This is a genomic window from Pseudomonas sp. P108, from assembly GCF_032613195.1.
Classification (GTDB): Bacteria; Pseudomonadota; Gammaproteobacteria; order Pseudomonadales; family Pseudomonadaceae; genus Aquipseudomonas.
Genome location: NZ_CP126691.1, coordinates 3027314 through 3051726, shown reverse-complemented (window position 1 = coordinate 3051726; position 24413 = coordinate 3027314). Strand labels below are relative to the sequence as shown.

The 24413-nt window shown below is 58.6% G+C and carries 20 protein-coding genes and 1 pseudogene; 10 read left to right on the top strand and 11 right to left on the bottom strand.

What is annotated here, in order from left to right; genetic code table 11:
• Positions 1–29: 29 nt before the first annotated feature.
• The 3 genes from QOM10_RS13395 to QOM10_RS13385 form a co-directional block, all read right to left on the bottom strand.
• Positions 30–1655, bottom strand: a complete 1626-nt coding sequence (locus tag QOM10_RS13395) for a methyl-accepting chemotaxis protein (RefSeq protein WP_316918243.1) — start codon at positions 1653–1655, stop codon at positions 30–32.
• A gap of 309 nt (positions 1656–1964) precedes the next feature.
• On the bottom strand, positions 1965–3104 hold the full coding sequence (locus QOM10_RS13390; RefSeq protein WP_316918242.1) for a glycerate kinase: 1140 nt from the start codon (positions 3102–3104) through the stop codon (positions 1965–1967).
• 217 nt (positions 3105–3321) lie between these two features.
• Positions 3322–4440: a sugar diacid recognition domain-containing protein gene (locus QOM10_RS13385; RefSeq protein WP_127927212.1), complete on the bottom strand. Its 1119-nt coding sequence runs from the start codon at positions 4438–4440 to the stop codon at positions 3322–3324.
• A gap of 171 nt (positions 4441–4611) precedes the next feature.
• Here QOM10_RS13385 and QOM10_RS13380 point away from each other — a divergent pair, with 171 nt between their 5' ends.
• Positions 4612–5922 (top strand): MFS transporter, encoded by a 1311-nt coding sequence (locus QOM10_RS13380; protein ID WP_095120923.1) that lies wholly within the window; start codon positions 4612–4614, stop codon positions 5920–5922.
• 310 nt (positions 5923–6232) lie between these two features.
• Here QOM10_RS13380 and QOM10_RS13375 read toward each other — a convergent pair whose 3' ends face one another.
• Complete coding sequence (locus QOM10_RS13375; RefSeq protein ID WP_238704397.1) at positions 6233–6574, bottom strand: hypothetical protein; 342 nt, start codon at positions 6572–6574, stop codon at positions 6233–6235.
• An 83-nt stretch (positions 6575–6657) separates the two neighbouring features.
• Between QOM10_RS13375 and QOM10_RS13370 the strand changes: the two are divergent.
• The 4 genes and pseudogenes from QOM10_RS13370 to rarD form a co-directional block, all read left to right on the top strand.
• Positions 6658–6903 (top strand): annotated as a pseudogene (locus QOM10_RS13370) (LysR substrate-binding domain-containing protein); the annotation flags it as partial.
• A 68-nt stretch (positions 6904–6971) separates the two neighbouring features.
• Positions 6972–7985: an aldo/keto reductase gene (locus tag QOM10_RS13365; RefSeq protein ID WP_127927210.1), complete on the top strand. Its 1014-nt coding sequence runs from the start codon at positions 6972–6974 to the stop codon at positions 7983–7985.
• A gap of 109 nt (positions 7986–8094) precedes the next feature.
• Positions 8095–10212: an acyltransferase family protein gene (locus tag QOM10_RS13360; RefSeq protein WP_150752077.1), complete on the top strand. Its 2118-nt coding sequence runs from the start codon at positions 8095–8097 to the stop codon at positions 10210–10212.
• A gap of 140 nt (positions 10213–10352) precedes the next feature.
• Complete coding sequence (rarD, locus tag QOM10_RS13355; RefSeq protein ID WP_127927206.1) at positions 10353–11234, top strand: EamA family transporter RarD; 882 nt, start codon at positions 10353–10355, stop codon at positions 11232–11234.
• Positions 11235–11360: 126 nt separating this feature from the next.
• Here the strand turns inward: rarD and hppD are convergent, their stop codons facing one another.
• Both hppD and QOM10_RS13345 read right to left on the bottom strand, forming a co-directional pair.
• Entirely contained in the window at positions 11361–12437 is a 1077-nt protein-coding gene (gene hppD, locus QOM10_RS13350; protein WP_016984437.1) for a 4-hydroxyphenylpyruvate dioxygenase, read from the bottom strand.
• Positions 12438–12681: 244 nt separating this feature from the next.
• A complete protein-coding gene (locus QOM10_RS13345; protein ID WP_150752074.1) occupies positions 12682–13629 on the bottom strand; it encodes a DMT family transporter in 948 nt (315 codons plus the stop codon).
• A gap of 78 nt (positions 13630–13707) precedes the next feature.
• On the opposite strand from QOM10_RS13345, the gene QOM10_RS13340 reads away from it, so the two are divergent.
• From QOM10_RS13340 to QOM10_RS13330, 3 genes are all read left to right on the top strand, one after another.
• On the top strand, positions 13708–14577 hold the full coding sequence (locus tag QOM10_RS13340; RefSeq protein ID WP_316918241.1) for a LysR family transcriptional regulator: 870 nt from the start codon (positions 13708–13710) through the stop codon (positions 14575–14577).
• A gap of 118 nt (positions 14578–14695) precedes the next feature.
• Entirely contained in the window at positions 14696–16231 is a 1536-nt protein-coding gene (locus tag QOM10_RS13335; RefSeq protein WP_316918240.1) for a cyclic diguanylate phosphodiesterase, read from the top strand.
• Between the two features lie 234 nt (positions 16232–16465).
• Positions 16466–16831, top strand: coding sequence for a histone-like nucleoid-structuring protein, MvaT/MvaU family (locus QOM10_RS13330; RefSeq protein WP_127927198.1), 366 nt, complete (start codon positions 16466–16468; stop codon positions 16829–16831).
• Positions 16832–17050: 219 nt separating this feature from the next.
• On the opposite strand, the gene QOM10_RS13325 is transcribed toward QOM10_RS13330, so the two are convergent.
• Positions 17051–17569 (bottom strand): DUF4946 domain-containing protein, encoded by a 519-nt coding sequence (locus tag QOM10_RS13325; RefSeq protein WP_316918239.1) that lies wholly within the window; start codon positions 17567–17569, stop codon positions 17051–17053.
• A 139-nt stretch (positions 17570–17708) separates the two neighbouring features.
• Between QOM10_RS13325 and gloA the strand changes: the two genes are divergently transcribed.
• Entirely contained in the window at positions 17709–18230 is a 522-nt protein-coding gene (gene gloA / locus QOM10_RS13320; RefSeq protein ID WP_127927194.1) for a lactoylglutathione lyase, read from the top strand.
• Between the two features lie 254 nt (positions 18231–18484).
• Here the strand turns inward: gloA and ahpF are convergent, their stop codons facing one another.
• The 3 genes from ahpF to QOM10_RS13305 form a co-directional block, all read right to left on the bottom strand.
• On the bottom strand, positions 18485–20047 hold the full coding sequence (gene ahpF / locus QOM10_RS13315) for an alkyl hydroperoxide reductase subunit F (protein ID WP_316918238.1): 1563 nt from the start codon (positions 20045–20047) through the stop codon (positions 18485–18487).
• Between the two features lie 125 nt (positions 20048–20172).
• On the bottom strand, positions 20173–20736 hold the full coding sequence (gene ahpC / locus QOM10_RS13310; RefSeq protein WP_007912224.1) for an alkyl hydroperoxide reductase subunit C: 564 nt from the start codon (positions 20734–20736) through the stop codon (positions 20173–20175).
• A 137-nt stretch (positions 20737–20873) separates the two neighbouring features.
• Entirely contained in the window at positions 20874–21812 is a 939-nt protein-coding gene (locus QOM10_RS13305; protein ID WP_316918237.1) for a site-specific integrase, read from the bottom strand.
• 177 nt (positions 21813–21989) lie between these two features.
• Between QOM10_RS13305 and QOM10_RS13300 the strand changes: the two genes are divergently transcribed.
• Entirely contained in the window at positions 21990–23006 is a 1017-nt protein-coding gene (locus QOM10_RS13300) for a DNA-binding protein (protein WP_316918236.1), read from the top strand.
• Here QOM10_RS13300 and gorA read toward each other — a convergent pair.
• Complete coding sequence (gene gorA, locus QOM10_RS13295) at positions 23003–24361, bottom strand: glutathione-disulfide reductase (RefSeq protein WP_160039743.1); 1359 nt, start codon at positions 24359–24361, stop codon at positions 23003–23005. The genes QOM10_RS13300 and gorA overlap by 4 nt on opposite strands.
• Positions 24362–24413 lie beyond the last annotated feature (52 nt).

The window sequence follows — 24413 nt, the reverse complement described above, 5'->3', positions numbered from 1 at the left end:
ATTGCGCGGTCTCCAGCCTTCACCGTATCTCAAATCACAAAACGCGCCACCATCGCATTCAAATCAACCGCCAGACGCGACAGTTCATGGGTCGCAGCGCTGGTCTGATTGGCCCCGGCGGCCGATTGCGTAGCCAGATCGCGGATGTTGACCAGGTTGCGGTCGACCTCGCGCGAGACTTGCGCCTGCTCTTCCGAGGCGCTGGCGATGACCAGGTTGCGCTCGTTGATCTGCTGGATCGACTGGGTGATCTGCTCCAACGCCACACCGGCGGCGCGGGCCATTTCCAGGGTGGTCTGGGTGCGCTGGTTGCTTTGCTGCATCGAGGAAACGGCTTCACCGGTGCCATTCTGGATGCCGGCGACCATTTTTTCGATTTCCTGAGTCGACTGTGCGGTGCGATGGGCCAATGCCCGCACTTCGTCCGCGACCACGGCAAAACCACGTCCGGCCTCACCGGCGCGCGCCGCTTCGATGGCCGCGTTGAGCGCCAGCAGGTTGGTCTGTTCGGCGATGGCGCGGATGACGTCGAGCACCTTGCCGATGTCACGGCCCTGTGCGGCGAGGCCTTCGATCATGTGCGCGGTGTTCTGCACGTCGTGGGTCATGGTCTGGATCGCGTCGACGGTTTTCACCACTTGATCGCGGCCTTCGCGGGCGGCGTGGGTCGACTGGTTCGAGGCTTCCGAGGTCGACACAGCGTTGCGCGCCACTTCTTCGACGGCGGCGGTCATCTCGTTGACGGCGGTGGCGGCTTGTTCGATTTCGTTGTTCTGCTGCTGCAAGCCACGGGAGGCTTCTTCGGTCACCGCGCTGAGTTCTTCGGCAGCAGCGCCCAGTTGCGTGGCGGAACCGGCGATCTGCTCGATGGTTTTGCGCAGGTTGGTCTGCATGGTGGCGAGCGCCTGCAGCAACTGCGTCGCTTCGTCCTTGCCATCGACTTCGATGACTTTGGTGAGGTTGCCGTCAGCAATGGTTTGCGCGGCCTGCACGGCACGGTTCAGCGGCGTGACGATGCTGCGGGTCAGCAACCAGGCCAGTAGCACCGTGGCAAAGGCTGCGAAAACAGCGACGATAATGATGCCGGTGATGGCGCTGTCATAATATTGGCCGGCCTGAATCGACGCGGTTTTCGCGTCTGAAGCATTCATGACGATCAGTTTATTGAGCTGCTCGCCCATCTGGTCGGTGCCGTCCTTGATCCGCGTGTTGATCAGGCTGCGCATCTCGTCGAGCTTGTCCTGGCGCGACAGCTCCATCATCTGATTCTGCGCTTGCAGGTAGTTGTCCAGCGTGGTCGCGAAGGTCTGGTACAACGCCCGCTCTTCCGGACTTGCCGGCAGTGCGGCGTAACGGGCCTGGGCGGCGCGAACCTTGTCGACCAGAACGCCGATGCGGGTCTGCGCTTCCTGCAACCCGGCCGCTTCGCGATTGACCAGCACGCGGAACGACAGAATCCGCAAACGCAGGACGTTTTCTGTCACTACGGCAAGTTGCGTCACGCTGGGAAGTTGCGTCGAATCCATCTCGACGGACGCCTGCCGGATGATCGACATACGGTTGACGGCGAACACGCCGAGCACGATCACCAGCAAGGCGATAAAGGCAAAACCGAGGAAGGCACGGGGCGCGATATTCAGGTTACGCAGGGACATAGTTGAGCTCTCGAAAGATAGAAACTACGAGCGTCCATGCGTCATCACTGGCCCGAGGGGGGCGGGCTCAGTCCGGCGTCACTGTTTTAGGAAGTTATGTGCGCGCCTGTTAGCTGTATCGGCCAGGCTTTAGGAAGATTGCGGGACAAGAGCAACTATTTTTCAGGGTGTTACAGCAATGAAACACTGGAGGATCGCTTTGTGTAGGAGCTGCCGAAGGCTCGGGCCGCGATCGGACGATCTTTTGATCTGAGCTTTTAAAAGCAAAATCAAAAGATCGCAGCCTTCGGCAGCTCCTACAGGATTTGCTCAGGATTTCGCGGCAAGCTGCCAGACGCGGGCGATGTCCGTCGCGCGTTCGCGCAACAGGCGCGGTGCTTCGGCGCAGGCCTGTTCTAGGGGCATCGGCCCGCTGGTCACGGCGAATGCTGCATCGATGCCGTGATCGTAGAGTTCCTGGTAACCCTCGCCCAACGTTCCGGCGATGACGATCACCGGCACGGCGTGCTGTTTGGCAATCCGTGCGACACCGAACGGCGTCTTGCCGCGCAAGGTCTGCGCATCGAAGCGCCCTTCCCCGGTGATCACCAAATCGGCACCTTTGACCGCTTCGGAGAGGCCGACCAGTTCGGCAACCACTTCCACCCCGGCCTGAAATTGCGCCCCGAGAAACGCTTTGGCGGCAAAACCCAAACCGCCCGCCGCGCCACTGCCCGGCTCGTCACGAACGTCTTTGCCCAGGGCCTGTGCGCACAGCTCGGCGAAGTGGCCCAACGCCTGATCGAGTTGCTGCACCTGCGTCGGTGATGCGCCTTTCTGCGGGCCGAAAATCGCCGAGGCACCGTGCGGGCCGCACAGCGGGTTGTTGACGTCAGCGGCGATATCGAAACGCACCTGCGCCAGACGCGGGTCGAGTTCGCTCAGATCCAGTTGTGCCAGTTGCGCCAATGCCAAACCGCCGGGCACCAGCGACTGATGTTGCGCATCGAGCAACTTCACGCCTAACGCCTGCATTGCCCCGGCGCCGCCATCGTTGGTTGCACTGCCGCCAATCGCCAGAATCACTCGTTGCGCGCCGGCATCCAGCGCGGCACGGATCAGTTCGCCGGTGCCGAAGGTGCTGCTGATGCAGGCGTCCCGTTGCCCCGGTGGCACCAGTTGCAGGCCGCTGGCCTCGGCCATTTCGATGATTGCGGTGTGGTTGTGTGGCAACCAGCCCCACGCCGCGTCAACCGACGCGCCCAACGGGCCACGCACACGGGTGCGGCGCAGTTCGCCTTCGCAGGCAGCCAGAATCGATTCGACCGTGCCTTCGCCGCCATCAGCCATTGGGCATTTGACCAGTGTGGCCTGCGGCCAGACCTGGGCCAGGCCAAGGGCAATGGCTTCGGCGACGCCTTGGGCACTCAGGCTGTCCTTGAACGAGTCGGGGGCGATGACGATCTTCATGCGAATTCTCCGGTTGCAATGCCCCTCATGCTGCCAGTCGGCCCGCGCGTTGACGCCGGTCCGCTGCACAAGTGGCGGGGGCGTTTATTGTTCATTTTCACAAAAGATCTGTTTTTTGATGTTACGGCCCCTTCGCGAGCAGGCTCGCTCCCACAGGTTGACCGCATTCCATTGTGGGAGCGAGCCTGCTCGCGAAGGCTTCCTTAAAGGCGCCCAATCAGTTCGGATCAGTCTGGGGTAGAAGCTGCACCCCGAGATACAGCGCCAGCATCCCGTCCAGCCTGAGCGGATCAACCCCACTCAACTCGGCAATCCGCTCCATCCGATAACGCAAGCTGTTGCGATGAATCCCCAACGCATCCGCACAGGCCTGACTCTGCCCGTCGTGGTCGCACCAACTGCGCAGCGTCGCCAGCAACTGGCCGTTGCCGTCCTTGGCGATCACTTTGCGCAGGGGTTTGAGTAATTCGTCCAGCGCGTCGTCATTGCGATGGCGCCACAACATCACCGGCAATCGATAACGGTTCAGCGTCAGCAATCGCGAATGCGGCAACACTTCGCGGCCGTAGGCGAGCAAGTCGCCCACGCGCCGATAACAACGACGCAGACCGGCGAGTCCATCGGCCTGCCCGCCCACGGCGATGCGCAGAATCTTCCAGCCCAGACCGTCGAGCTTTTCCAGCAAGCGATCGTGCTCGAGGTGCTGACTTGCTGGTCGACACCACAGCAGCGATGACTTCGCCGAACTCACGCACCAACTGTCGGGATAACGCGAGGTCAGCCAGGCACTCAGTGCCTCAACGGTTTGCCCCGGCCCGTGCTCAAGGCCCAGTTCGAACAGATATGGCACCCGCGTCAGTTGCGGTTTGAGCCCGAGTTGCTGCGCTTCATCGACCAGACGCGGCGAGTCCCCGGCCTCGCTCAACAGCAACGCCAGCAGATCATCGCAACGCTGGCGCCGCCATTGCTGCTCGGCCTGCTGATTGCGCTGGCCGACGAGCATTTCGGCGGTCATGCGCACCAGTTCGGCATACGTGCGCAGTTGCTCCGGTTCGCCGGTAATGCCGAGCACACCGATCAAGCGCTGATCGAGCAACAGCGGCAGGTTGATACCCGGCTGCACGCCCTTCAGATGCACGGCCGTTTGCGCATCGATCTCGACCACGCGACCGTTGGCCAGCACCAGTTGCGCGCCCTCGTGACGGGTGTTGATGCGCTCCGGTTCGCCGCTGCCAAGGATCAACCCCTGGCTGTCCATGACGTTGACGTTGTAGGGCAAAATGGCCATGGCCCGGTCGACGATGTCCTGGGCGAGGTCGTGATCGAGTTCGAACATAGCAGGGGCAATCCTTGATTTATGGCACTGGCGGTTGTTCACCCGCACAGGGTCTGGCGGCAAACCCTGTGCTCAGGCACAAAGACAATCCGGCCAAAGGTGACCGAGACTCTCGGGGCGATCAACGTTACCCTTTGCATCGCAAAAAATCATAATAAAGAGAGAGCCGCTATGTCGCAGAGCGCCGCAGCTACCCAGACCATCGATGACGATAAAAACGCCGTCTACAAACGCATCACCCTGCGTTTGATCCCCTTCATTTTCATCTGCTACTTGTTCAACTACCTCGACCGGGTCAATGTTGGATTTGCCAAACTGCAGATGCTCGATGCACTGAAATTCAGCGAAACCGTATACGGCCTCGGTGCCGGTATTTTCTTCATCGGCTACGTGCTGTGCGGCGTGCCGAGCAACCTGGCCCTGACCAGATTCGGCCCTCGGCGCTGGATTGCCGTAATGATGATCACCTGGGGCACGCTGTCGACCTGCCTGTTGTTCGTCACCACCCCGACCGAGTTCTACACCCTGCGGCTGTTTACCGGTGCGGCCGAAGCCGGGTTCTTCCCGGGCGTCGTGCTGTACCTCTCGCAGTGGTTCCCGACCTTCCGCCGTGGGCGGATCATGGCGTTGTTCATGTCGGCGATCCCGGTGTCCGGTTTGCTCGGTAGCCCGTTCTCTGGCTGGATTCTCAATCACTTCGCAGCGGGCCAGGGCGGTCTGGCCGGTTGGCAGTGGATGTTCCTGCTGCAGGGTATTCCGACGGTGATCCTCGGTGCCCTTGCCTATTTCCTCCTGAGCGACAGCTTCGCCAACGCCAAGTGGCTGAGCCCGCATGAGCGTGCAGTGCTTGAGGCGGATCAGGCGGAAGACCTGGCAAACAAGCCGAAAACCACCTCCGATTCACTGCTGGCGGTGTTCAAGAACCCGGCGATCTGGGCGTTTGGTCTGATCTACTTCTGCATCCAGAGCGGCGTGTACGCGATCAACTTCTGGCTACCGTCGATCATCAAGAACCTCGGATTCAGCGATAACCTGGTGATCGGCTGGCTGAGTGCGATTCCGTATCTGCTGGCGGCGGTGTTCATGCTAGTGGTCGGGCGTTCGGCAGACTTGCGCAAGGAGCGTCGCTGGCATTTGGTGGTGCCGATGCTGATGGGCGCGATCGGTCTGGTGATCGCCGTTAACTTTGCGGCGAACCCGGCGATTGCGATTCTCGGCCTGACCATTGCCACCATGGGCGCGTTGACGGGTCTGCCGATGTTCTGGCCGGTGCCGACGGCCATGTTGAGTGCGGGCGCTGCGGCCGGTGGTCTGGCGTTGATCAACTCGATGGGGCAGATGGCTGGCTTCCTTAGCCCTTATCTGGTGGGTTGGGTCAAGGACAGCACCGGTTCGACCGATGCCGCGCTGTATCTGCTGGCGGGTGTGATTGTGGGCGGGAGTCTGCTGGCGTTGCGCATGACGCGCACTTTGCGCGCTTGAGGTTTTGATGCGAAGAAGAGCGGCCCTTTTCAGGGTCGTTTTTCGTTGGGTATCTGGCTTGGTTTTTGTGGTGGTCTGTAGATCTTCCCCCCCTCACCCCAGCCCTCTCCCCCAAGGGGGCGAGGGGAAAAGGGAGCCGATCTTCGGGCTTTTCAAGGTCTGAGTTCGACTTGAAATTGAACCTTGGTGTGACTTGCTCAAACACCTCGGTCAGTCCCCTATCTCCCATCGGCGGCAAGGGAAAGGGAGCCGACTTGGATGCTTTTCAGAACCTGAGTTCAACTCGGTATTGCACGTCGGCGTAGCTCGTTCAAACACCTCGGTCAGTCCCCTCTCCCTTCGGGAGAGGGTTAGGGTGAGGGTGAGGGGCTTCTAATGCGTCGAGCTCAATCACCAGACCACCCGGCATCTGCACAAAAATCTGCGCAACCCCCTCGCCCGGCACCTGCGCCAGTTGATACGGCAAACCACTGTCACGCACCCGCTGCAACACCGCTTGCGCCGGCTCATCAGTACGAAACGCGATGTGGCTCAGTTCAGTGTCATCGGGCAACGGCCGCTCGATCACATGCACCACGGCGTGTTCATCCTGATACAGCCAACGCCCCGGAAACGGAAACGGCGGCCGCCGGCCCGGCTTGAGCCCGAGCAATTTGGCACTGGCGGCGCTGGCCGAGGGTGAACAGGCACTTAAACAACAAAGCGAAGGATTGAGCGGCGTGCTGCAACTGGCTCGACTACCTCAGCGACGACGGCGAAGTCGCCCGCCGCTGGGCGCTGGCCGGGCATGGCATCGCGTACAAGGCGTGGCTCGACATCGCTGAAGATGTCCGCGCCGGGCGGCTGGTGACGTTGTTTGATGATTGGGACGGGGAAAGCGTGCCGTTCAATTTACTGTGTCCGCATCGGGTGCAGGTGTCGGAACGGGTCAGGGTGTTGCAGGTGTTTTTGCGTGAGCGCTGTGCAGCGCTGAGTCGATAAATCACTTTGCCGCATCGCACGCTTCTGGTATTTGATTAACCCTTTCCCACCGACAAAAGGATTTCGGCATGAGCTATCGCACACTCGGTCACTCGGGCTTGCAGGTGTCCACCCTCACCCTCGGCACGATGATGTTTGGCGAGCAGACCAGCGCTGAGGATTCGCTGCGAATCATCGACAAGGCCTGGGATCAGGGGATCAATTTCATCGACACCGCCGACGTCTACACCAACGGTCGGTCCGAAGAGATTGTCGGTGAAGCGATTGCCCGCCATCGGCATGACTGGGTGCTGGCGACCAAGGTCGGTTTCGGCCCGGTGGACGGCGTGCCGAATCGCAGCGGTTTGAGCCGCAAACACATCTTCAATGGCATCGATGCCAGCCTGACCCGGCTCGGCACTGACTATCTCGACATTTATTACCTGCACCGCGAAGACCACAACACGCCGCTGGAAGTGAGCGTGTCGGCGATTGGCGATCTGATTCGTCAGGGCAAGATTCGTTATTGGGGCCTGTCGAACTATCGCGGCTGGCGGATTGCCGAGGTGATTCGCGTCGCCGATAAACTCGGCGTTGACCGTCCGGTGATCAGTCAGCCGTTGTACAACATCGTCAACCGCCAGGCCGAGACCGAGCAGATCACCGCGGCACAAACCTACGGCCTTGGCGTAGTGCCTTACAGTCCGCTGGCCCGGGGCGTGCTCAGCGGCAAGTACGCGCCGGATGTCAAACCGGACGCCAACAGCCGCGCCGGACGCCAGGACAAGCGCATTCTGGAAACCGAGTGGCGCGTAGAATCGCTGCGCATCGCCCAACAGATTCAGCAGTACACCGAGCAACGCGGGGTCGGGATGGTCGAGTTTGCGATTGCCTGGGTGTTGAATAACAGCGCAGTGACGTCGGCGATTGTCGGGCCGCGAACTGAAGATCAGTGGGATGCTTACACCAAGGCGCAGGCCGTGCAGATCACGGCGCAGGATGAGGCGTTTATCGATTCGCTGGTCTCGCCGGGTCACGCGTCGACACCGGGATTCAACGATGTCAGTCATTTTGTGTCGGGGCGTAAACCCCATCAAGGTTGAGCTTTACCGCAGGCCTTCGACAGCCGATACCCTCGGCTGTCTTTCAACGGATCAAGCGCGATCAAACGGACAGTTGATTGATCGCCCGGAAATGACCAGGGACTGATAAATGCTCAATCGCCCCGTTGAGGTATCCAGCAAGCCTTTGCGCGGGCTGTTGTTCAAACTGCGTGGCGCGAAAAATCTGCACGAGCCTCTTTCGCCGGCGGCGACTGTGGCTACCGGGGATCGCAAACCATCGATCGAGTACCGTGCGGATATCGACGGGCTACGCGCAATCGCCGTGTTGCTGGTGTTGATTTTTCACGGCGGTCTGACGCTTTTCCCGTCCGGCTTTATTGGCGTCGATATCTTCTTCGTGATCTCGGGTTATCTGACCACCGCGATCATCATGAAATCGCTGAACAACGGCACATTCACGTTCTCGGGGTTCTATACGCGGCGAATCTGGCGCTTGCAGCCAGCGGTGATTGCGTTGCTGGCCGTGACCCTGATTGTCACAACGCTGCTGTACTTGCCCGATGACTATGTCGACTTTCTGAAAAGCGAAAAGTACACATCGCTAATCATCTCCAACCAGTATTTTTCCAAAGTCACAACGGGCTACGCCACGCCTGATGCGGCCAGCCTGCCGCTGTTGCACACCTGGTCGCTGGCCATCGAATGGCAGTGGTATCTGGCCCTGCCGCTGGGCCTCTGGTTGCTCTATCGCTATCTGGCGAAAAGCCTGTTCAAGGCGGTGGTGCTCGGTTTGACCCTGGCGGCAATGGCGCTCGCGCTGTACTTGTCTTACTCGGTTCCTGACAAAAACTACTACTTCTTCACCGCGCGAATTTTCGAATTGATGATCGGCTCCTGTGCGGTCATTTTCAGCACGGACACGTTCAGGCTCAATCGCCTGAGCGCCACGCTGGTCTGTGCGTTTTCGCTGGCGACGATCCTCTACTGCGCCACTCTGGCAGATATCCTGCCGGGCTTTCCGCGCTACCACGCCATTGCCGTGTGCCTCGCCACTGCAGCCTTGCTGTTTCAGGGGATTGGCGATGCGAGCTTTACCTCGAAACTGCTGGCGTTCAAACCCTTGGTGTTCATCGGCACGCTTTCGTACTCCCTGTACTTGTGGCACTGGCCGATCCTGGCGCTGATGAATTACATGGGCATCACCCTCACCGCGCCAGCGACGGTCGTTTACTTCGTCTCCACGTTCGTCATGGCCTGGCTCTGCTACGTGCTGATCGAAAACCGCTTTCGAAAGGCCAGGCTCGGCTTTGCCAAAACCCTTGTCGTGCTGATGATCCTGCCCGCAATCGGCCTGTCGCTGCTCCACGCGGCCAGCGTCAGACAGGAAGGCTGGCCGAACCGCTTCAACGAAGGCTACAACAACGTCTTCAACGGTTTGAAAGCGTCTGTTCCGGCCACTCGGGAGGGATGCCTGGGTGTCAGTGACGGCGCCGATCCGGGCTGCATAGCGGGCGCCGCGCAGGCCGCGCCGCAAATATTGCTGATGGGCGATTCATTTTCGAATCACTACTGGGGCTTTGTCGAAACACTGGCCAGGGATGCCAATCTTGCCGTCCTCACACAGGGTTATCCGGCATGTCTGGCGTTGCCCGGGATCTACCTCTATGACGTGAGTAAATACACGAACGGGCTGTATCAAAAATGCCACAACGCCACTCAACGCTATTACGACCTGATCGCGAAGAAGCATTTCAAGTATGTGATCGTGGGTCAGTTCTGGGAGGCTTATCTCAAGGATGACATCGTCACCAAACTGGATGACCCGCGCAGCCCGGAGCTGTCGCAACAACGCCTCGGCACAGCGATCCGCAAAGCCCTGGATATCATTGTCGAATCCGGTGCTACTCCGGTCTTTCTGGAGAACACGCTGCCTATGCCTGCGGGGATCAACACCTGCCTGCTGCACCAGGTCAAGCTGCGCGGATTGATGGGCAGTGCCGAGCAAAGCAGCCTCTGCGCCACGGCGCCATGGTCAGGCGCGAAAGAGCCGGTGCTCGAACGACTGTTCAATGACCTGAAGACTGAATACCCCGGCTTGATCGTTATTGACCCGAAAATCGTTCAATGCAAAGACAACGCGTGCATGACCACTGTCGACGGTTTGCCGGTCTATCGTGACATTGGCCACATCACCGATTACGCCTCTTACAAGTTCGGCGAGATGTACCTGAGGCGCTTCGGCAATCCGTTGAAGGTTGCGCAGTGATGTTTACTCACACTGACTACGCTTGTGCAGGAGCTGTCGCAGGGGAATGTGCGTGAAGAATATTGAGCATCCGGCCAATATTCAGCACAAAAACCACGTATCCTTCGCGCCCCGTTTGACCATCAACCCGCGAGGACAGTTTGTCTAAAGGTATCGCTCTATCGGTTTCAGCCTCGGTGCTGTTTGCCGTCATGTATTACTACACCTCGTTGCTCACACCGTTGAGTGGCGTGGAGATCTTTGGCTGGCGGATGCTGCTGACCGTACCGTGCATGACCGTGTTCATGCTGGTGTCCGGAGAATGGCGGCGGGTACTGGAGCTGATTCGGATGGTCGCGGCACAGCCAAAACTGGTCGCCGGGTTGATCGTCTCGGCCGCCCTGCTTGGCGTGCAACTGTGGCTGTTCATGTGGGCGCCGCTCAATGGCTACAGCCTCGACGTGTCGCTGGGCTACTTCCTGCTGCCACTGGCGATGGTCCTGACCGGGCGAATTGCCTACGGCGAGAGCCTGTCGTATTTGCAAAAGGTTGCGGTGTTCTTCGCCACCCTCGGTGTGTTGAACGAGTTGTACCAGGTCGGCGGTTTTTCCTGGGCGACACTGGTGGTGGTCGTCGGCTATCCGCTGTACTTCGTCCTGCGTAAATACCTGAAGACCGACAACCTCGGCGGCTTGTGGATCGACATGACTCTGATGCTGCCGGTCGCCTACTGGTTTGTGCAGGGTGGCGAGCAAGGCTTTGGCGTGTTTGATCAGTACCCAGGCCTGATGTGGCTGATCCCGTTGCTCGGCCTGATCAGCGCGTCGGCGCTGGTGGTGTACATCATTGCCAGTCGCTTGCTGCCATTCAGCCTGTTTGGTTTGTTGAGTTACGTTGAGCCGGTGTTGTTGCTCGGTGTGGCATTGTTGCTCGGTGAGAGCATCAAGTCCGGGGAATGGCTGACCTATATTCCGATCTGGCTGGCGGTTTTGGTGCTGATCTTCGAAGGCTTTAAACACCTGACGCGCCAACGCCGTCCTTAAGCCAAACACAAAAAAATGTAGGAGTGAGCCTGCTCGCGATTGCGTTCATTCAGTCACCAGCATTGCCGGATCTGAAAACGCTATCGCGAGCAGGCTCACTCCTACAGTGTTTAGCGGTGTAGCGGATTACTCGGTTGCGAGTACACCGCGACGCACCTGATCACGCTCGATCGACTCGAACAGCGCCTTGAAATTGCCTTCGCCGAAACCATCGTCGCCTTTACGCTGGATGAACTCGAAGAACACCGGCCCCATCAGGGTTTCCGAGAATATTTGCAGCAGCAGACGCTTGTCGCCCTGCTCCGAGGCGCCATCGAGCAGGATGCCGCGCGATTGCAGCTGATCCACCGGCTCGCCATGGTTCGGCAGACGACCTTCGAGCATTTCATAGTAGGTGTCCGGCGGCGCGGTCATGAAGCGCATGCCGATCTTCTTCAGTTGATCCCAGGTCTTGATCAGGTCGTCGGTGAGGAACGCGACGTGCTGGATGCCCTCGCCGTTGAACTGCATCAGGAACTCTTCGATCTGGCCCGCGCCCTTGGACGACTCTTCGTTCAGCGGGATGCGGATCATGCCGTCCGGTGCGGTCATCGCTTTCGAGGTCAGGCCGGTGTATTCGCCTTTGATATCGAAGTAACGGATCTCGCGGAAGTTGAACAGCTTCTCGTAGAAGTTCGCCCAGTAGGCCATGCGACCGCGATACACGTTGTGCGTCAGGTGGTCGATGATCTTCAGGCCGGCACCAACCGGATTGCGATCAACGCCTTCGATAAACACGAAGTCGATGTCGTAGATCGAGCTGCCTTCGCCGAAACGGTCGATCAGGTACAGCGGCGCGCCGCCAATGCCCTTGATCGCCGGCAGGTTCAGCTCCATCGGGCCGGTTTCAATGTGGATCGGCTGGGCGCCGAGTTCCAGTGCGCGGTTGTAGGCTTTTTGCGAATCCTTGACGCGGAACGCCATGCCGCACACCGACGGGCCGTGCTCGGCGGCGAAGTACGAAGCGACGCTGTTGGGCTCGTTGTTGAGGATCAGATTGATCGCGCCCTGACGGTACAGGTGCACGTTCTTGGAGCGGTGGGTGGCGACTTTGGTGAAGCCCATGATCTCGAAGATCGGCTCCAGGGTGCCCGGCACCGGCGATGCGAGCTCGATGAATTCAAAGCCCATCAGGCCCATTGGGTTTTCGTATAAATCTGTCATGGTGACGCCTCATCATTCTTATCAAATTAACCAGGGTTATTTGTCAGTCTGCGAGGTCGGTGGGTGGCGCACAGGAGATGCCACGCACACTGCGGGCGAGGAAGTCACCGTAGATCAGTTGAAACCCGAATATCTTCATTGTCGACCCAAGGCTCTTGCGGGCGAGGCTTCTGCTGCCAGAAGACGATTATTATTGTATGCGTAACCCGATTCTACACAGCGTAAATAGGCTTGTCTGCCCTCCCTATAAAATCCGCTTTTTTGCGACCGGTGCAAGGGGTTTGTTGCACAGGTAAATGCCAGTCAGGATCAGCGCGCCACCGAGGTACATGGCCGCTGTCAATTGCTCGCCCAGCAGCAGCGCGCCAAGGATGACCGCCGTCAACGGATTAAGCGCGATAAACACCCCGCTGCGTGTCGCGCCGATTTTACGGATGCCGTCGTAATAGCCGATGTAGGCCAGCGCCGAGCCCAGGACGCCGAGGTACAGCAGGCTCAGCCATTGCGCCAGGCCCAGATTATTCAGCGCCTGCCAGCTCAGTTCGCCGCGTAACGCCGCCAGCGCCCACAACATGACTGTGCCGATCAGGATCGAGTACGTCACGGTCTGCACCGGCCCCAACGTCCGATTCAGATCACGGGAAAACAACGAATAAACGCCCCAGCCCAGCACACAGCCGAGAATCAACAAATCTCCGATCCATGCGTGCGGCGTTGCGGCCAGCAATTGCGGATTGCGACTGATGATCACCAGGCCGGCGCCGACCATGCAGGTCGCAATGCCGGCGGTTTTCACCCGGCCCAGACGTTCCTTGAACAACCACCACGAGACAAGACCAATCACCGCCGGGTTCAACGCCACAATCAACGAAGCCCGCGACGCGTTGATGTATTGCAGGCCGTAAAAAAAGCACAGGTTATAGAAGAAGATCCCGAAGAACCCCAGCAGTGCCAGTTGCAGCCATTGTCGTCGAGTCGGCCGCGCCAAAGGGATCCGCGCCAGCCACAGGAAGCCAAGCAACGCCGCACTGGCGAGCAGGAAGCGCAGGCTGGCGGCGAACATCGGACTCAGGCTGCCCGCGAGGAAACGTCCGGCGACAAAGGTCCCGCCCCAGATCATGGTCACCGCAGCCAATGTTAGATAAACAGGGATTTCAGACGATGTTGTGTGCAACTGTTCGACGTTACGCATGACGCTCCAGACCAACGAACTTGAGGAATGCCGTATCATTCACCTCATTCCATGTCATCGTAAAATGAGCAAAAACTCATGACCCTCACCCAACTGGAAATCTTCTCGCTGGTCGCCGAACTGCGCGGTTTCACCCTCGCGGCCCATCGGTTGGGGATTTCGCAGTCGGCGGTGTCCCACGCGATGAAGTCGCTGGAGCAGGAACTCGGTGTCGAACTGCTGCGCCGGCATCAGTCGTCCGTGGAGCTCAGTGACATCGGTGAGCAATTGCTGCTGCGCGCCCGCGCCATGCTCGGGCTGGCCAACACCTTGCGCCAGGAAGCCGCGGATGCACGCGGCATGAAAAGCGGCACCTTGCGCATCGGCTCGTTCGGCCCGACTTCGTCGATCAAGCTGCTGCCCGATATTCTGCGGCAATATCGCGAGGCACATCCGGGCATCGAAGTGCACATCGATGAAGGGCCGGATCGACAAGTGATTCAATGGCTGGAAGAGCGGCGGATCGACATCGGTTTCGTGGTGCTGCCAGAGGAGCGCTTCGATACGTTTGCCTTGATCGAAGACCAGATGGTTGCGCTGCTCCCGGTGGGCCATCCGCTGGCAACGCGCCCGGCGTTGAGCCTCAAGGACTTGTGCGACACTCCGTTCGTGCTGACCGAGGCCGGTTCTTCGGAACTGGTGTCGCGGCTGTTCATGGCCGCGCGCTTGCAACCGAACATTCGCTATCGCTGCTCGCAACTGCTCAGCACCCTCGACACGGTCGGCCGTGGTGACGCCATCACGATTGTTGCCGAAGGTTCATTGCCAGAGGAAGCAACGCCGCGCTACGTGAGGAGGCCGTTGTTGCCCGCCGTGCAGCGTCAGGTCGCACTTGCCGTCCTCGATCAGCGTCAGGCGTCACCCGCTACGCTGGCCTTTATCGAGCTGGCAACGCGGATGCAGCACTGATGAGCGGCGCAAGCGCCTTCGGCCATCTATCCTCCCCTCTGGCTGATGTGTTTTTCAGCGGCGCGCCGTGATCCGGCCTGCATTCGAGAGCCCCACTCTATCGCGACAGGATGCGCCCATGCCGTTAACCGTCAGACCCCGCCGCAAGCGCAGCACCCGCGCCGTTTTCACCCTGCTCAGCGGTTTGCTTCCGGTGTTGCTGGGCAGCGCGATTCTTTACATACAGGCCGAACGCACGCTGGAGCAAGGTTCACGACAGACTGCCGAAGAGGCGTTGCGCCAGTTCGAGTTGATGCTCGATAACACCGCCCAGGCAGCCCGTGAACTGCTGCCACTGGCCGGCCAGATGTGTGAGAACGTCAAACTCGCTTTACGCGAACAAGTAACCCGCCGCCCGTTCGTGCGCTCGACCAATCTGGTGTGGGACGACAATCTCTATTGCAGCTCGTTGTTTGGCGACTATAAAGAAGCCGTCAACGCGGGCGACTATAACCAGGGCAAGTTGTGGCTGATGAATGGCAACCCGGTGACTCCCAACACCGCCCTGTTGGTCTATCGGCTCAGCGAAGGTCGTGGCGGCGCCCTGACGACACTCGACGGTTACCATCTAAGCAACATGTTGCGTCTGATCGGCCGGCACATGTTGCTGGTGCTGCAAGTGGGCGATAACTGGCTGTCGGCCGACGGCAAAGTACACAATGGCGCCCTGCCCTCGTTACCGTTAGCACAACACACACTGGATTCTTCGCGTTACGCGTTCAGTGTCTCCGCCGGTTTTCCCGAGGGCGAAACCTGGCGCTACATGGCCGATGAATATCCGCCGCTGTTCAGTCTGTTGATCTTTTTTGGCGTGGTGGCCGGTGCCATCGGACATGTCTTGCAAAAGCGCTCTACGTCGCCGAGCCACGAGATGCTCCGCGCGCTCGAGGCCGGCGAGTTCATTCCTTACTTCCAGCCCGTAGTGCATGGCGACAGCAAGAAATGGTCGGGAGCCGAAGTCTTGATGCGCTGGACACACCCCAAAGAAGGGCTGGTGCGCCCGGATCTGTTTATTCCATTCGCCGAGCATTCGGGCCTGATCGTGCCGATGACCCGCGCCCTGATGCAACAGACCGCGGCGCTGCTGGGGCCGCTGTCAGCAACCTTCACCCCGCCGTTTCATATCGGCATCAATATTACTGCGAGCCATTGCAAGGACCTCGAACTGGTTGAGGACTGCCGGGCGTTTCTTGCCGCGTTCGTGCCCGACAGCATCAGCCTGGTGCTGGAGCTGACCGAGCGGGAGTTGATCGAACCGACCGACATCACCCGGCAACTGTTCGAGCAATTGCATGCACTGGGCGTGAAGATCGCGATTGACGACTTCGGCACCGGCCACTCGAGCCTCGGCTACTTGCGCAAATTCAATGTCGACTTTCTCAAGATCGATCAGAGTTTCGTCGCCATGATCGGCATCGATGCGCTGTCCCGGCACATTCTCGACACCATTATCGAACTGTCAGCCAAGCTTGATTTGGGTATTGTTGCCGAAGGTGTCGAAACTCAGGCGCAAGCCGATTATCTGACGGCGCATCACGTCAACTTCCTGCAAGGCTACCTGTTCGGCAAACCGATGCCGGCTGCGGACTTCATCAGCGCATTAACTCACCATTAACTAAGCCTGATTAAGACGAGCGCAACGATCAGACGCACCAAATTGATACAAAAGACCGCTGTTGTTACATGAAGACAACATCAGGATTTACTCTTGGCGCATTAACTACTACAATTTTTTCAACCTGAGCAAAATTGGCAGGTGAGCCATTTATCACCGAGTCGCTTCAAGGCTCTTGGCTTATAGCTTTGTTTGCGGTTGGTATCAGCCAAACACACTATTGGAGTAAAGATATTGTCCAGACTCGCTGAATTTCGTGCAGCTGAAAAGGCCCTTCAGGAACAGCTCAAGCAGCTGGAATCGCTGAAGAACGATGCCGGGCTGAAGAAAGAAATCGAATTCGAAGAAAAGCTCCAGGGGCTGATGAAACACTACGGCAAAGGCCTGAAAGAGATCATCGCCATTCTCGATCCGAACCCGGCAAAATCCGGTCTGCAGACCTCTGCAGCACCTAAAACCCGCCGCGCCCGCGTGGTCAAGGTCTATCAGAACCCGCACACCGGTGAACTGATCGAAACCAAGGGCGGCAACCACCGCGGCCTGAAAGCGTGGAAGGAACAATACGGTGCAGCCACCGTTGATTCCTGGTTGCGCGGTTAATCCAGCGCCAACAAAAAAGCCCTGCATCATGCAGGGCTTTTTTATTGACAATATCTAACAAATGAAATGATTTTCATCGAACAAGTTGCGACTTTTCTGTAACGTTACTGAGCCAGATACCCAAACATTTTGATGCGCAATGTTGCGAATCAGGGTCAACATTAAACTTTGTGCTTAATGCCTTCGGGTATCTAACCATCCCGCGAAGAGTACAGCGGCTTAAAGTTTCAAGCTGTTTCTCACCGCCACTATCTCGTCGGCGCTCGCCTTATAAACCTCGGCCTGCCCAGCGTAGGAAAGCACATAAGCCTTGTCCGCCTCGACCGCTGCAACCAGGGTTTGCGACAACACATGTCGACCGTTTTCGGTGATCGTGCAAGTGGTTTCCAACGCCGATAACGTACCCAGCGTGGCCGGATGCACTTTGTTGCAGACACTTTGGTAGCCGCCCTGGAAGAAGTCCTTCTGGATCGACTTGCGCATTTCCAGCAGCACGCCTTGCAAGTTGACCTGATGCCCACTTTCCACCTGCGTCATGATCAATTCCATGACCATCACCTGATTGCCATCGACGTCGTTCTTGACCGCACGCTGGCGGGAAACCTGCGCAGTCGTTTCAGGTAGTACCTCGACTTGCCAGCCGGCCGGCCAGGTAATGCTTGGCTCACTCGCTGATGCACCGACAGCGCCCAGAGAACACGCGAAAAACACAAACAGGAATTTGAACAGTCGGATCATTGCCGGACACACTCGCAGATTGAGCCGTAAAGTCTGAGCCTCACCCGCACGCAGGGCAAGTCTGCCCTTTCATTTGGCGATGCCGGCAGGCATGCGTATCATTGCGCCCATTCACTCGCCCATAGTTATTGGAGGGCCCATGAGCCTGCACGAACTCAACACTTTCCCCGGCGTCACCGCCACCCCAGACAGCGCAACCCGCAACTTCGTCTTCAACCACACCATGTTGCGCGTCAAAGACATCACCCAATCTCTGGACTTCTACACTCGCGTACTGGGTTTCTCGCTGGTCGAGAAGCGTGATTTTCCGGAAGCGGAATTCAGCTTGTATTTCCTCGCGCTGGTCGACAAGGCACAGATCCCGGCCGACACCGCCGCTCGTACCGAGTGGATGAAGTCGATTCCAGGCATTCTGGAACTGACTCACAACCACGGCACTGAGAACGACGCCGATTTCGCCTATCACAATGGCAACACTGACCCGCGTGGTTTTGGTCATATCTGCATTTCGGTGCCGGATATCGTCGCGGCCTGTGCGCGTTTCGAAGAACTGGGCTGCGACTTCCAGAAGCGCCTGAGCGATGGCCGCATGAAAAGCCTGGCGTTCATCAAGGATCCGGATGGTTACTGGGTCGAGATCATTCAGCCAGCGCCGCTGTAAAGGCTGAAAAGCCCCTCACCCTAACCCTCTCCCGGGGGGAGAGGGAACTGATTGGGGGATATTGGAGAGATACGCCGACTTGAAAGATTGGCGTTGAATCCATAATCGACTGGCGCTTTCAGGTCGATGGAAAACGCCAGGCACCTCGGTCGGCTCCCTCTCCTTCGGGAGAGGGCTGGGGTGAGGGGCCGCTTTTGACGCACAATAAAAAAACCCGTGATCGCTCACGGGTTTTTTCATTTCTGGCAGGACGTTCAAGCCGGCGCCGACGTGCGGATCAAGTGATCAAATGCGCTCAGCGAAGCCTTGGCGCCCTCGCCCACCGCAATCACGATCTGCTTGTACGGCACAGTGGTCACGTCGCCCGCAGCGAAGATGCCCGGGATCGATGTTTCACCACGGTTATCGACGATGATCTCGCCACGCGGCGACAGCTCGATAGTGCCCTTCAGCCAGTCAGTGTTCGGCAGCAAACCGATCTGCACGAAGATCCCTTCCAGCTCGACAGTACGCAGCTCGTCAGTGTTGCGATCCTTGTAACGCAGGCCGTTGACCTTCTCGCCATTACCGGTGACTTCCGTGGTTTGTGCACTGGTGATCACGGTGACGTTCGGCAGGCTGTGCAGTTTGCGCTGCAATACGGCGTCGGCGCGCAGCTGTACATCGAACTCCAGCAGGGTTACGTGCGAAACGATACCGGCCAGATCGATGGCCGCTTCAACGCCGGAGTTACCGCCGCCGATGACCGCCACACGCTTGCCTTTGAACAACGGACCGTCGCAGTGCGGGCAGTACGCCACGCCTTTGTTACGGTATTCCTGCTCGCCCGGCACGTTCATTTCGCGCCACCGCGCGCCAGTCGCCAGAATCACGCTTTTGGCTTTCAGGGTCGCGCCGCTGGCGAAACGGACTTCGTGCAGTTCGCCATTCTTGCCCGGGATCAGTTTGTCGGCGCGCTGCAGGTTCATGATGTCGACGTCGTACTGTTTGACGTGTTCTTCCAGCGCCGTGGCCAGTTTTGGCCCTTCGGTTTCCTGCACGGAAATGAAGTTCTCGATGGCCATAGTGTCGAGCACCTGACCGCCGAAGCGCTCAGCCGCAACACCCGTGCGAATACCTTTGCGTGCGGCGTAAATCGCTGCCGAAGCACCGGCCGGGCCACCACCGACGACGAGTACATCAAAAGCTTCTTTGGCACTGATTTTCTCGGCCTGGCGCTCGATCGCGCCGGTGTCGAGTTTGGCGAGAATCTCTTCCAGACTCATGCGGCCCTGACCGAAGTTTTCACCGTTGAGGTAGATGCTCGGCACGGCCATGATCTTGCGATCATTGACTTCGTCCTGAAACAACGCACCGTCGATAGCGACGTGGCGAATGTTCGGGTTGAGCACGGCCATCAGGTTCAGTGCCTGGACCACGTCAGGGCAGTTCTGGCAAGACAGCGAGAAGTACGTCTCGAAGCTGAACTCGCCTTTGAGCGAGCGGATCTGCTCGATCACTTCAACACTGGCTTTCGAAGGGTGGCCGCCGACTTGCAGCAAGGCCAGTACCAACGAAGTGAATTCGTGGCCCATCGGGATGCCGGCGAAACGCAGACTGATGTCGGCGCCCGGGCGGTTGATCGAGAACGATGGCTTGCGCGCGTCGTCACCGCTGTCGATCAAAGTAATCTGGCTCGAAAGACTGGCAACGTCTTTCAGCAGGTCCAGCATTTCACGGGATTTCGCACCGTCGTCGAGGGAGGCAACGATCTCGATCGGCTGGGTGACCCGTTCCAGGTACGATTTCAACTGGGCTTTAAGATTGGCGTCCAACATACGGGCGATTTCCTTTATTTTGAGGCGAAAAAAAGCCCGAGCGAAACTCGCCCGGGCATTTTTATTGGGCGGTGCAGCGTACTTAAGAAGGTGCGGCGTACCGCCCTGAGTTGCGTGTCACAGACTTAGATCTTGCCGACCAGGTCCAGGGACGGCGCCAGAGTGGCCTCGCCTTCTTTCCACTTGGCTGGGCAAACTTCGCCTGGGTGAGCAGCAACGTACTGAGCAGCCTTGATCTTGCGCAGCAGCTCGGAAGCGTCACGGCCAACGCCGCCATCGTTCAGCTCAACGATTTTGATCTGGCCTTCAGGGTTGATCACGAAGGTGCCACGGTCAGCCAGGCCAACTTCTTCGATCAGCACGTCGAAGTTGCGGGAGATGGCGTGGGTCGGGTCGCCGATCATGGTGTATTCGATTTTGCCGATGGCTGGCGAAGTGTTGTGCCAGGCAGCGTGGGCAAAGTGGGTGTCGGTGGAAACGCTGTAGATCTCTACGCCCAGTTTCTGGAAGGCAGCGTAGTTGTCAGCCAGGTCTTCCAGCTCGGTTGGGCAAACGAAGGTGAAGTCGGCTGGGTAGAAGAACACGACCGACCACTTGCCTTTCAGGTCAGCGTCCGAGACTTGAACGAAGTCGCCGTTTTTGAACGCGGTAGCTTTGAACGGTTTTACTTGGCTGTTGATGATAGGCATTGATGACTCTCCGTCAGTGGTTGTGAATTCGATGGGTGAATCCTACCCACTCACTTGACGGATGGCTCATTGGCAAACCTGATGCTGCTGATTTGTTTTCGCTATTAGCCGACTGTATTAATAGAAGAAAACGATATCTACGACGAAGCCGGGTTATCCGTAATCCGAGCCATCCCTTGGAATGGGCTGGCTTCAACATAGCGCATTGCGGACTTCATATCCTTCCAGCCGACGTAACTCATCAATGATTTCAGATCCCAGCCGCTTTGATGGGCCCACGTGGCAAAGCCTCGGCGCAGGGAATGGCTGGTGTAGTTTTCGGCGGCAATACCAGCGCGCTGCAATGCCTGACGCAGCAGAGGAATGATGCTGTTGGCGTGCAGCCCCTCCTCGTTCAGGTTGCCCCAACGGTCGATGCTGCGGAAAACCGCGCCACGCACCAGCGCCGCTTCGGTGATCCAGTCGATGTAGGCCTGCACCGGGCAGAGCTTGAGTAGTGCCGGCGCTTGATAGGTTTGCCCGAGGTTTTCCCGATCACCCTTGCTGCGCGGCAAATACAAGGTGATGCCTTTGCCGGCGTGGGCCTGCACGTGCTCGACCTGCAAGCGGCACAACTCGTCGCTGCGAAAGCCGCGCCAGAAGCCCAGCAGAATCAGTGCGCGATCACGGTAAGCCTTGAGGAGCAAGGGCCGATCCTGCTGTTCTCTCGCGGTTTGTACTTCATGTTCGAGCCAATCAATCACTCGCTGCAGATCCTGTAACTGCAGCGGCTCCGCCTGTTTCTCCTGCGCCGGATGCAACGCACGTATGCCTTTGAAGACTTTGCGCACCACCGGCGCCTTGGTTGGATCGGCAAACCCCTGGCTGTTGTGCCACTGCGCCAGCGCCGACAAGCGCAGCTTCAACGTATTGATCGACAGCTCTTCGGCGTGTGCCACCAGATAACGCGCAACGCTATCGGCTGTGGCCGGCAAGAACCCGCCCCACTTCACTTCGAAATGCTCGATGGCCGCGCGATAGCTGCGGCGGGTGTTATCGCGGGTGGCGGCTTGCAGATAGCGATCCAGATCGCTCATGGGCTGTTTTCTCGCTGGCGTACTGAGACAGGGATGCAGAAACGCATTTTGCCGTCTGACACTGGGTAATACCAGTATATCCCGCGTCTTAATTATCAAAGGTTTATCTTTATTTTTGAGATGGTACACTGCGTACTTTAGTGGCATGTACCACAGTACGTAACCGTAGGAGTTCACATGGCCCGTGGCGGCATTACCAAAGCCCTCGTGCAGATCGCGCGCACAGCAATCCTCGCCCGTGGCGAACACCCGAGCATCGATGCAGTACGCATTGAAATGGGCAACACCGGCTCGAAAACCACGATCCATCGCTATCTGAAAGAGCTGGATGACGGCGCGCAGCCAGTTGAAGCCTCGGCAGAGCCGATCAATGATGAGTTGACCGCCCTCGTCTCGCGCCTCGCCCAACGCCTCAAAGAGCAGGCGCAAGAGCCTATCGAGCAGGCCCGCGAGCAGTTCGAGGAGCAGCGCGAAGCACTGGAGTCGGAACTGAAACAAACTCGCCAGGCGCTGGAAAAGCTCGAACAGGAGCACGACATTCAAGGCGCAGCGCTGGCGCGTGAGTCCGAAGCCCTGAACAACACCCGATCGATGCTGCAAACCGAGCAAACCCGCAATGCCGGACTGAATCAGGCATTGGCCGACTTTGAATTGCGCCTGCAGGACAAGGACGAGCAGATCCGCTCGCTGGAAGAAAAACACCTGCATGCTCGCGATGCACTGGAGCACTATCGCAACGCCAGCAAAGAGCAGCGCGAGCAGGAACAGAGCCGTCACGAAGCACAAGTGCAACAGATTCAGGCCGAACTGCGTCAGGCGCAGCAAAGTGCGCTGGTTCGTCAGGACGAGATCACGCAACTGCACCGCGACAACGAACGCCTGCTTACGGAAAACCGGGGCACGCAGCGCGAGCTGAGCTTGCTGCAGGATCAGCTCAAGCAAAGCAATCAGCGTCAGGATCAACTGCTGGAGCAAGCGACCCGCGTCGACAGCGAACGCACCCTCCTCCAGGAACGCCTGCGCGTAGCCACACTGGAAAGCCAGACACTCAAGCAGAACATCGAGGAGCAGACGCTGCTCAACCAGTCACTGGAAAAGGAATTGAACAAGGCTCGGACGAGCCTGGAAGAAAGCCAGCGTCTGGCGGCTACCGTTGCGGCAGCGCCAGACACAGACAAACCGAAAAGCGCTTAAGCGCCGACCGGCGTACGCATAGTCACAAACTCTTCGGCGGCTGTCGGGTGTACCCCGATCGTGTCGTCGAAGTCGCGCTTGGTCGCGCCAGCCTTCAACGCAATCGCCAGACCCTGAACGATCTCGCCAGCGTCCGGGCCGACCATGTGACAGCCGAGAACCTTATCAGTCTTGCCGTCGACCACCAGCTTCATCAGGGTTTTCTCCTGACACTCGGTCAGGGTCAGCTTCATCGGTCGGAAACGGCTTTCGAAGATCACCACATCGTGGCCGGCTTCGCGCGCCTCTTCTTCCGTCAAACCGACTGTACCGATGTTCGGCAGGCTGAATACCGCAGTCGGGATCATCTTGTAATCCACTGGACGGTACTGCTCAGGCTTGAACAGACGCCGCGCCACCGCCATGCCTTCGGCCAGCGCCACGGGCGTCAGTTGCACACGACCGATGACATCGCCCAGCGCCAGAATCGATGGCTCGCTGGTCTGGTACTGCTCGTCGACTTTGATAAAGCCTTTGTCGGTGAGCTGCACATCGGTGTTTTCCAGGCCCAGATTGTCGAGCATCGGACGCCGCCCAGTGGCGTAGAACACGCAATCCGCTTCCAGCACACGACCATCCTTGAGAGTGGCTTTCAAGCTGCCGTCAGCCTGCTTGTCGATGCGCGCGATATCGGCATTGAACTGCAGATCCAGACCACGCTTGGTCAGCTCTTCCTGCAAATGCTTGCGCACCGAGCCATCAAAGCCGCGCAGGAACAGATCGCCGCGATACAGCAGCGTGGTGTTTGCACCGAGGCCGTGGAAAATTCCGGCGAACTCGACCGCGATGTAACCGCCGCCAACCACCAGCACACGCTTTGGCAGCTCTTTTAGGAAGAACGCTTCATTGGAACCGATCGCGTGTTCGCGCCCCGGAATCTCCGGAATCTGCGGCCAGCCACCGGTGGCAATCAGAATATTTTTCGCGGTGTAGCGCTCACCATTCACCTCAACCTCATGCGGGCCAACGATCTTCGCGTGCGCCTCATGCAAGGTCACACCACTGTTGACCAGCAGATTACGGTATATGCCGTTGAGGCGATTGATCTCGCGATCCTTGTTGGCGATCAGCGTCGCCCAATCGAAATTCGCCTCACCCAGGCTCCAGCCAAAACCGGACGCCTGCTCGAAGTCTTCGGCGAAATGCGCACCGTACACCAGCAGTTTTTTCGGCACACAGCCGACGTTGACGCAGGTCCCGCCCAGATAACGGCTTTCCGCCACCGCCACTTTTGCACCGAAACCGGCCGCAAAACGCGCAGCACGCACACCGCCGGAACCGGCACCAATCACATAAAGGTCAAAATCGTAGGCCATTTCTATCTCCTCGGCAGGGGATCAGCATACCTGCAGACACCCATTGGGCAAG

Bases quoted from the DNA above. Each gene is read 5' to 3' on its own strand.
- QOM10_RS13395 (WP_316918243.1), bottom strand. From the start codon at position 1,655: ATGTCCCTGCGTAACCTGAATATCGCGCCCCGTGCCTTCCTCGGTTTT.
- QOM10_RS13390 (WP_316918242.1), bottom strand. From the start codon at position 3,104: ATGAAGATCGTCATCGCCCCCGACTCGTTCAAGGACAGCCTGAGTGCC.
- QOM10_RS13385 (WP_127927212.1), bottom strand. From the start codon at position 4,440: ATGTTCGAACTCGATCACGACCTCGCCCAGGACATCGTCGACCGGGCC.
- QOM10_RS13380 (WP_095120923.1), top strand. From the start codon at position 4,612: ATGTCGCAGAGCGCCGCAGCTACCCAGACCATCGATGACGATAAAAAC.
- QOM10_RS13365 (WP_127927210.1), top strand. From the start codon at position 6,972: ATGAGCTATCGCACACTCGGTCACTCGGGCTTGCAGGTGTCCACCCTC.
- QOM10_RS13360 (WP_150752077.1), top strand. From the start codon at position 8,095: ATGCTCAATCGCCCCGTTGAGGTATCCAGCAAGCCTTTGCGCGGGCTG.
- hppD (WP_016984437.1), bottom strand. From the start codon at position 12,437: ATGACAGATTTATACGAAAACCCAATGGGCCTGATGGGCTTTGAATTC.
- QOM10_RS13345 (WP_150752074.1), bottom strand. From the start codon at position 13,629: ATGCGTAACGTCGAACAGTTGCACACAACATCGTCTGAAATCCCTGTT.
- QOM10_RS13340 (WP_316918241.1), top strand. From the start codon at position 13,708: ATGACCCTCACCCAACTGGAAATCTTCTCGCTGGTCGCCGAACTGCGC.
- QOM10_RS13335 (WP_316918240.1), top strand. From the start codon at position 14,696: ATGCCGTTAACCGTCAGACCCCGCCGCAAGCGCAGCACCCGCGCCGTT.
- QOM10_RS13325 (WP_316918239.1), bottom strand. From the start codon at position 17,569: ATGATCCGACTGTTCAAATTCCTGTTTGTGTTTTTCGCGTGTTCTCTG.
- gloA (WP_127927194.1), top strand. From the start codon at position 17,709: ATGAGCCTGCACGAACTCAACACTTTCCCCGGCGTCACCGCCACCCCA.
- ahpF (WP_316918238.1), bottom strand. From the start codon at position 20,047: ATGTTGGACGCCAATCTTAAAGCCCAGTTGAAATCGTACCTGGAACGG.
- ahpC (WP_007912224.1), bottom strand. From the start codon at position 20,736: ATGCCTATCATCAACAGCCAAGTAAAACCGTTCAAAGCTACCGCGTTC.
- QOM10_RS13305 (WP_316918237.1), bottom strand. From the start codon at position 21,812: ATGAGCGATCTGGATCGCTATCTGCAAGCCGCCACCCGCGATAACACC.
- QOM10_RS13300 (WP_316918236.1), top strand. From the start codon at position 21,990: ATGGCCCGTGGCGGCATTACCAAAGCCCTCGTGCAGATCGCGCGCACA.
- gorA (WP_160039743.1), bottom strand. From the start codon at position 24,361: ATGGCCTACGATTTTGACCTTTATGTGATTGGTGCCGGTTCCGGCGGT.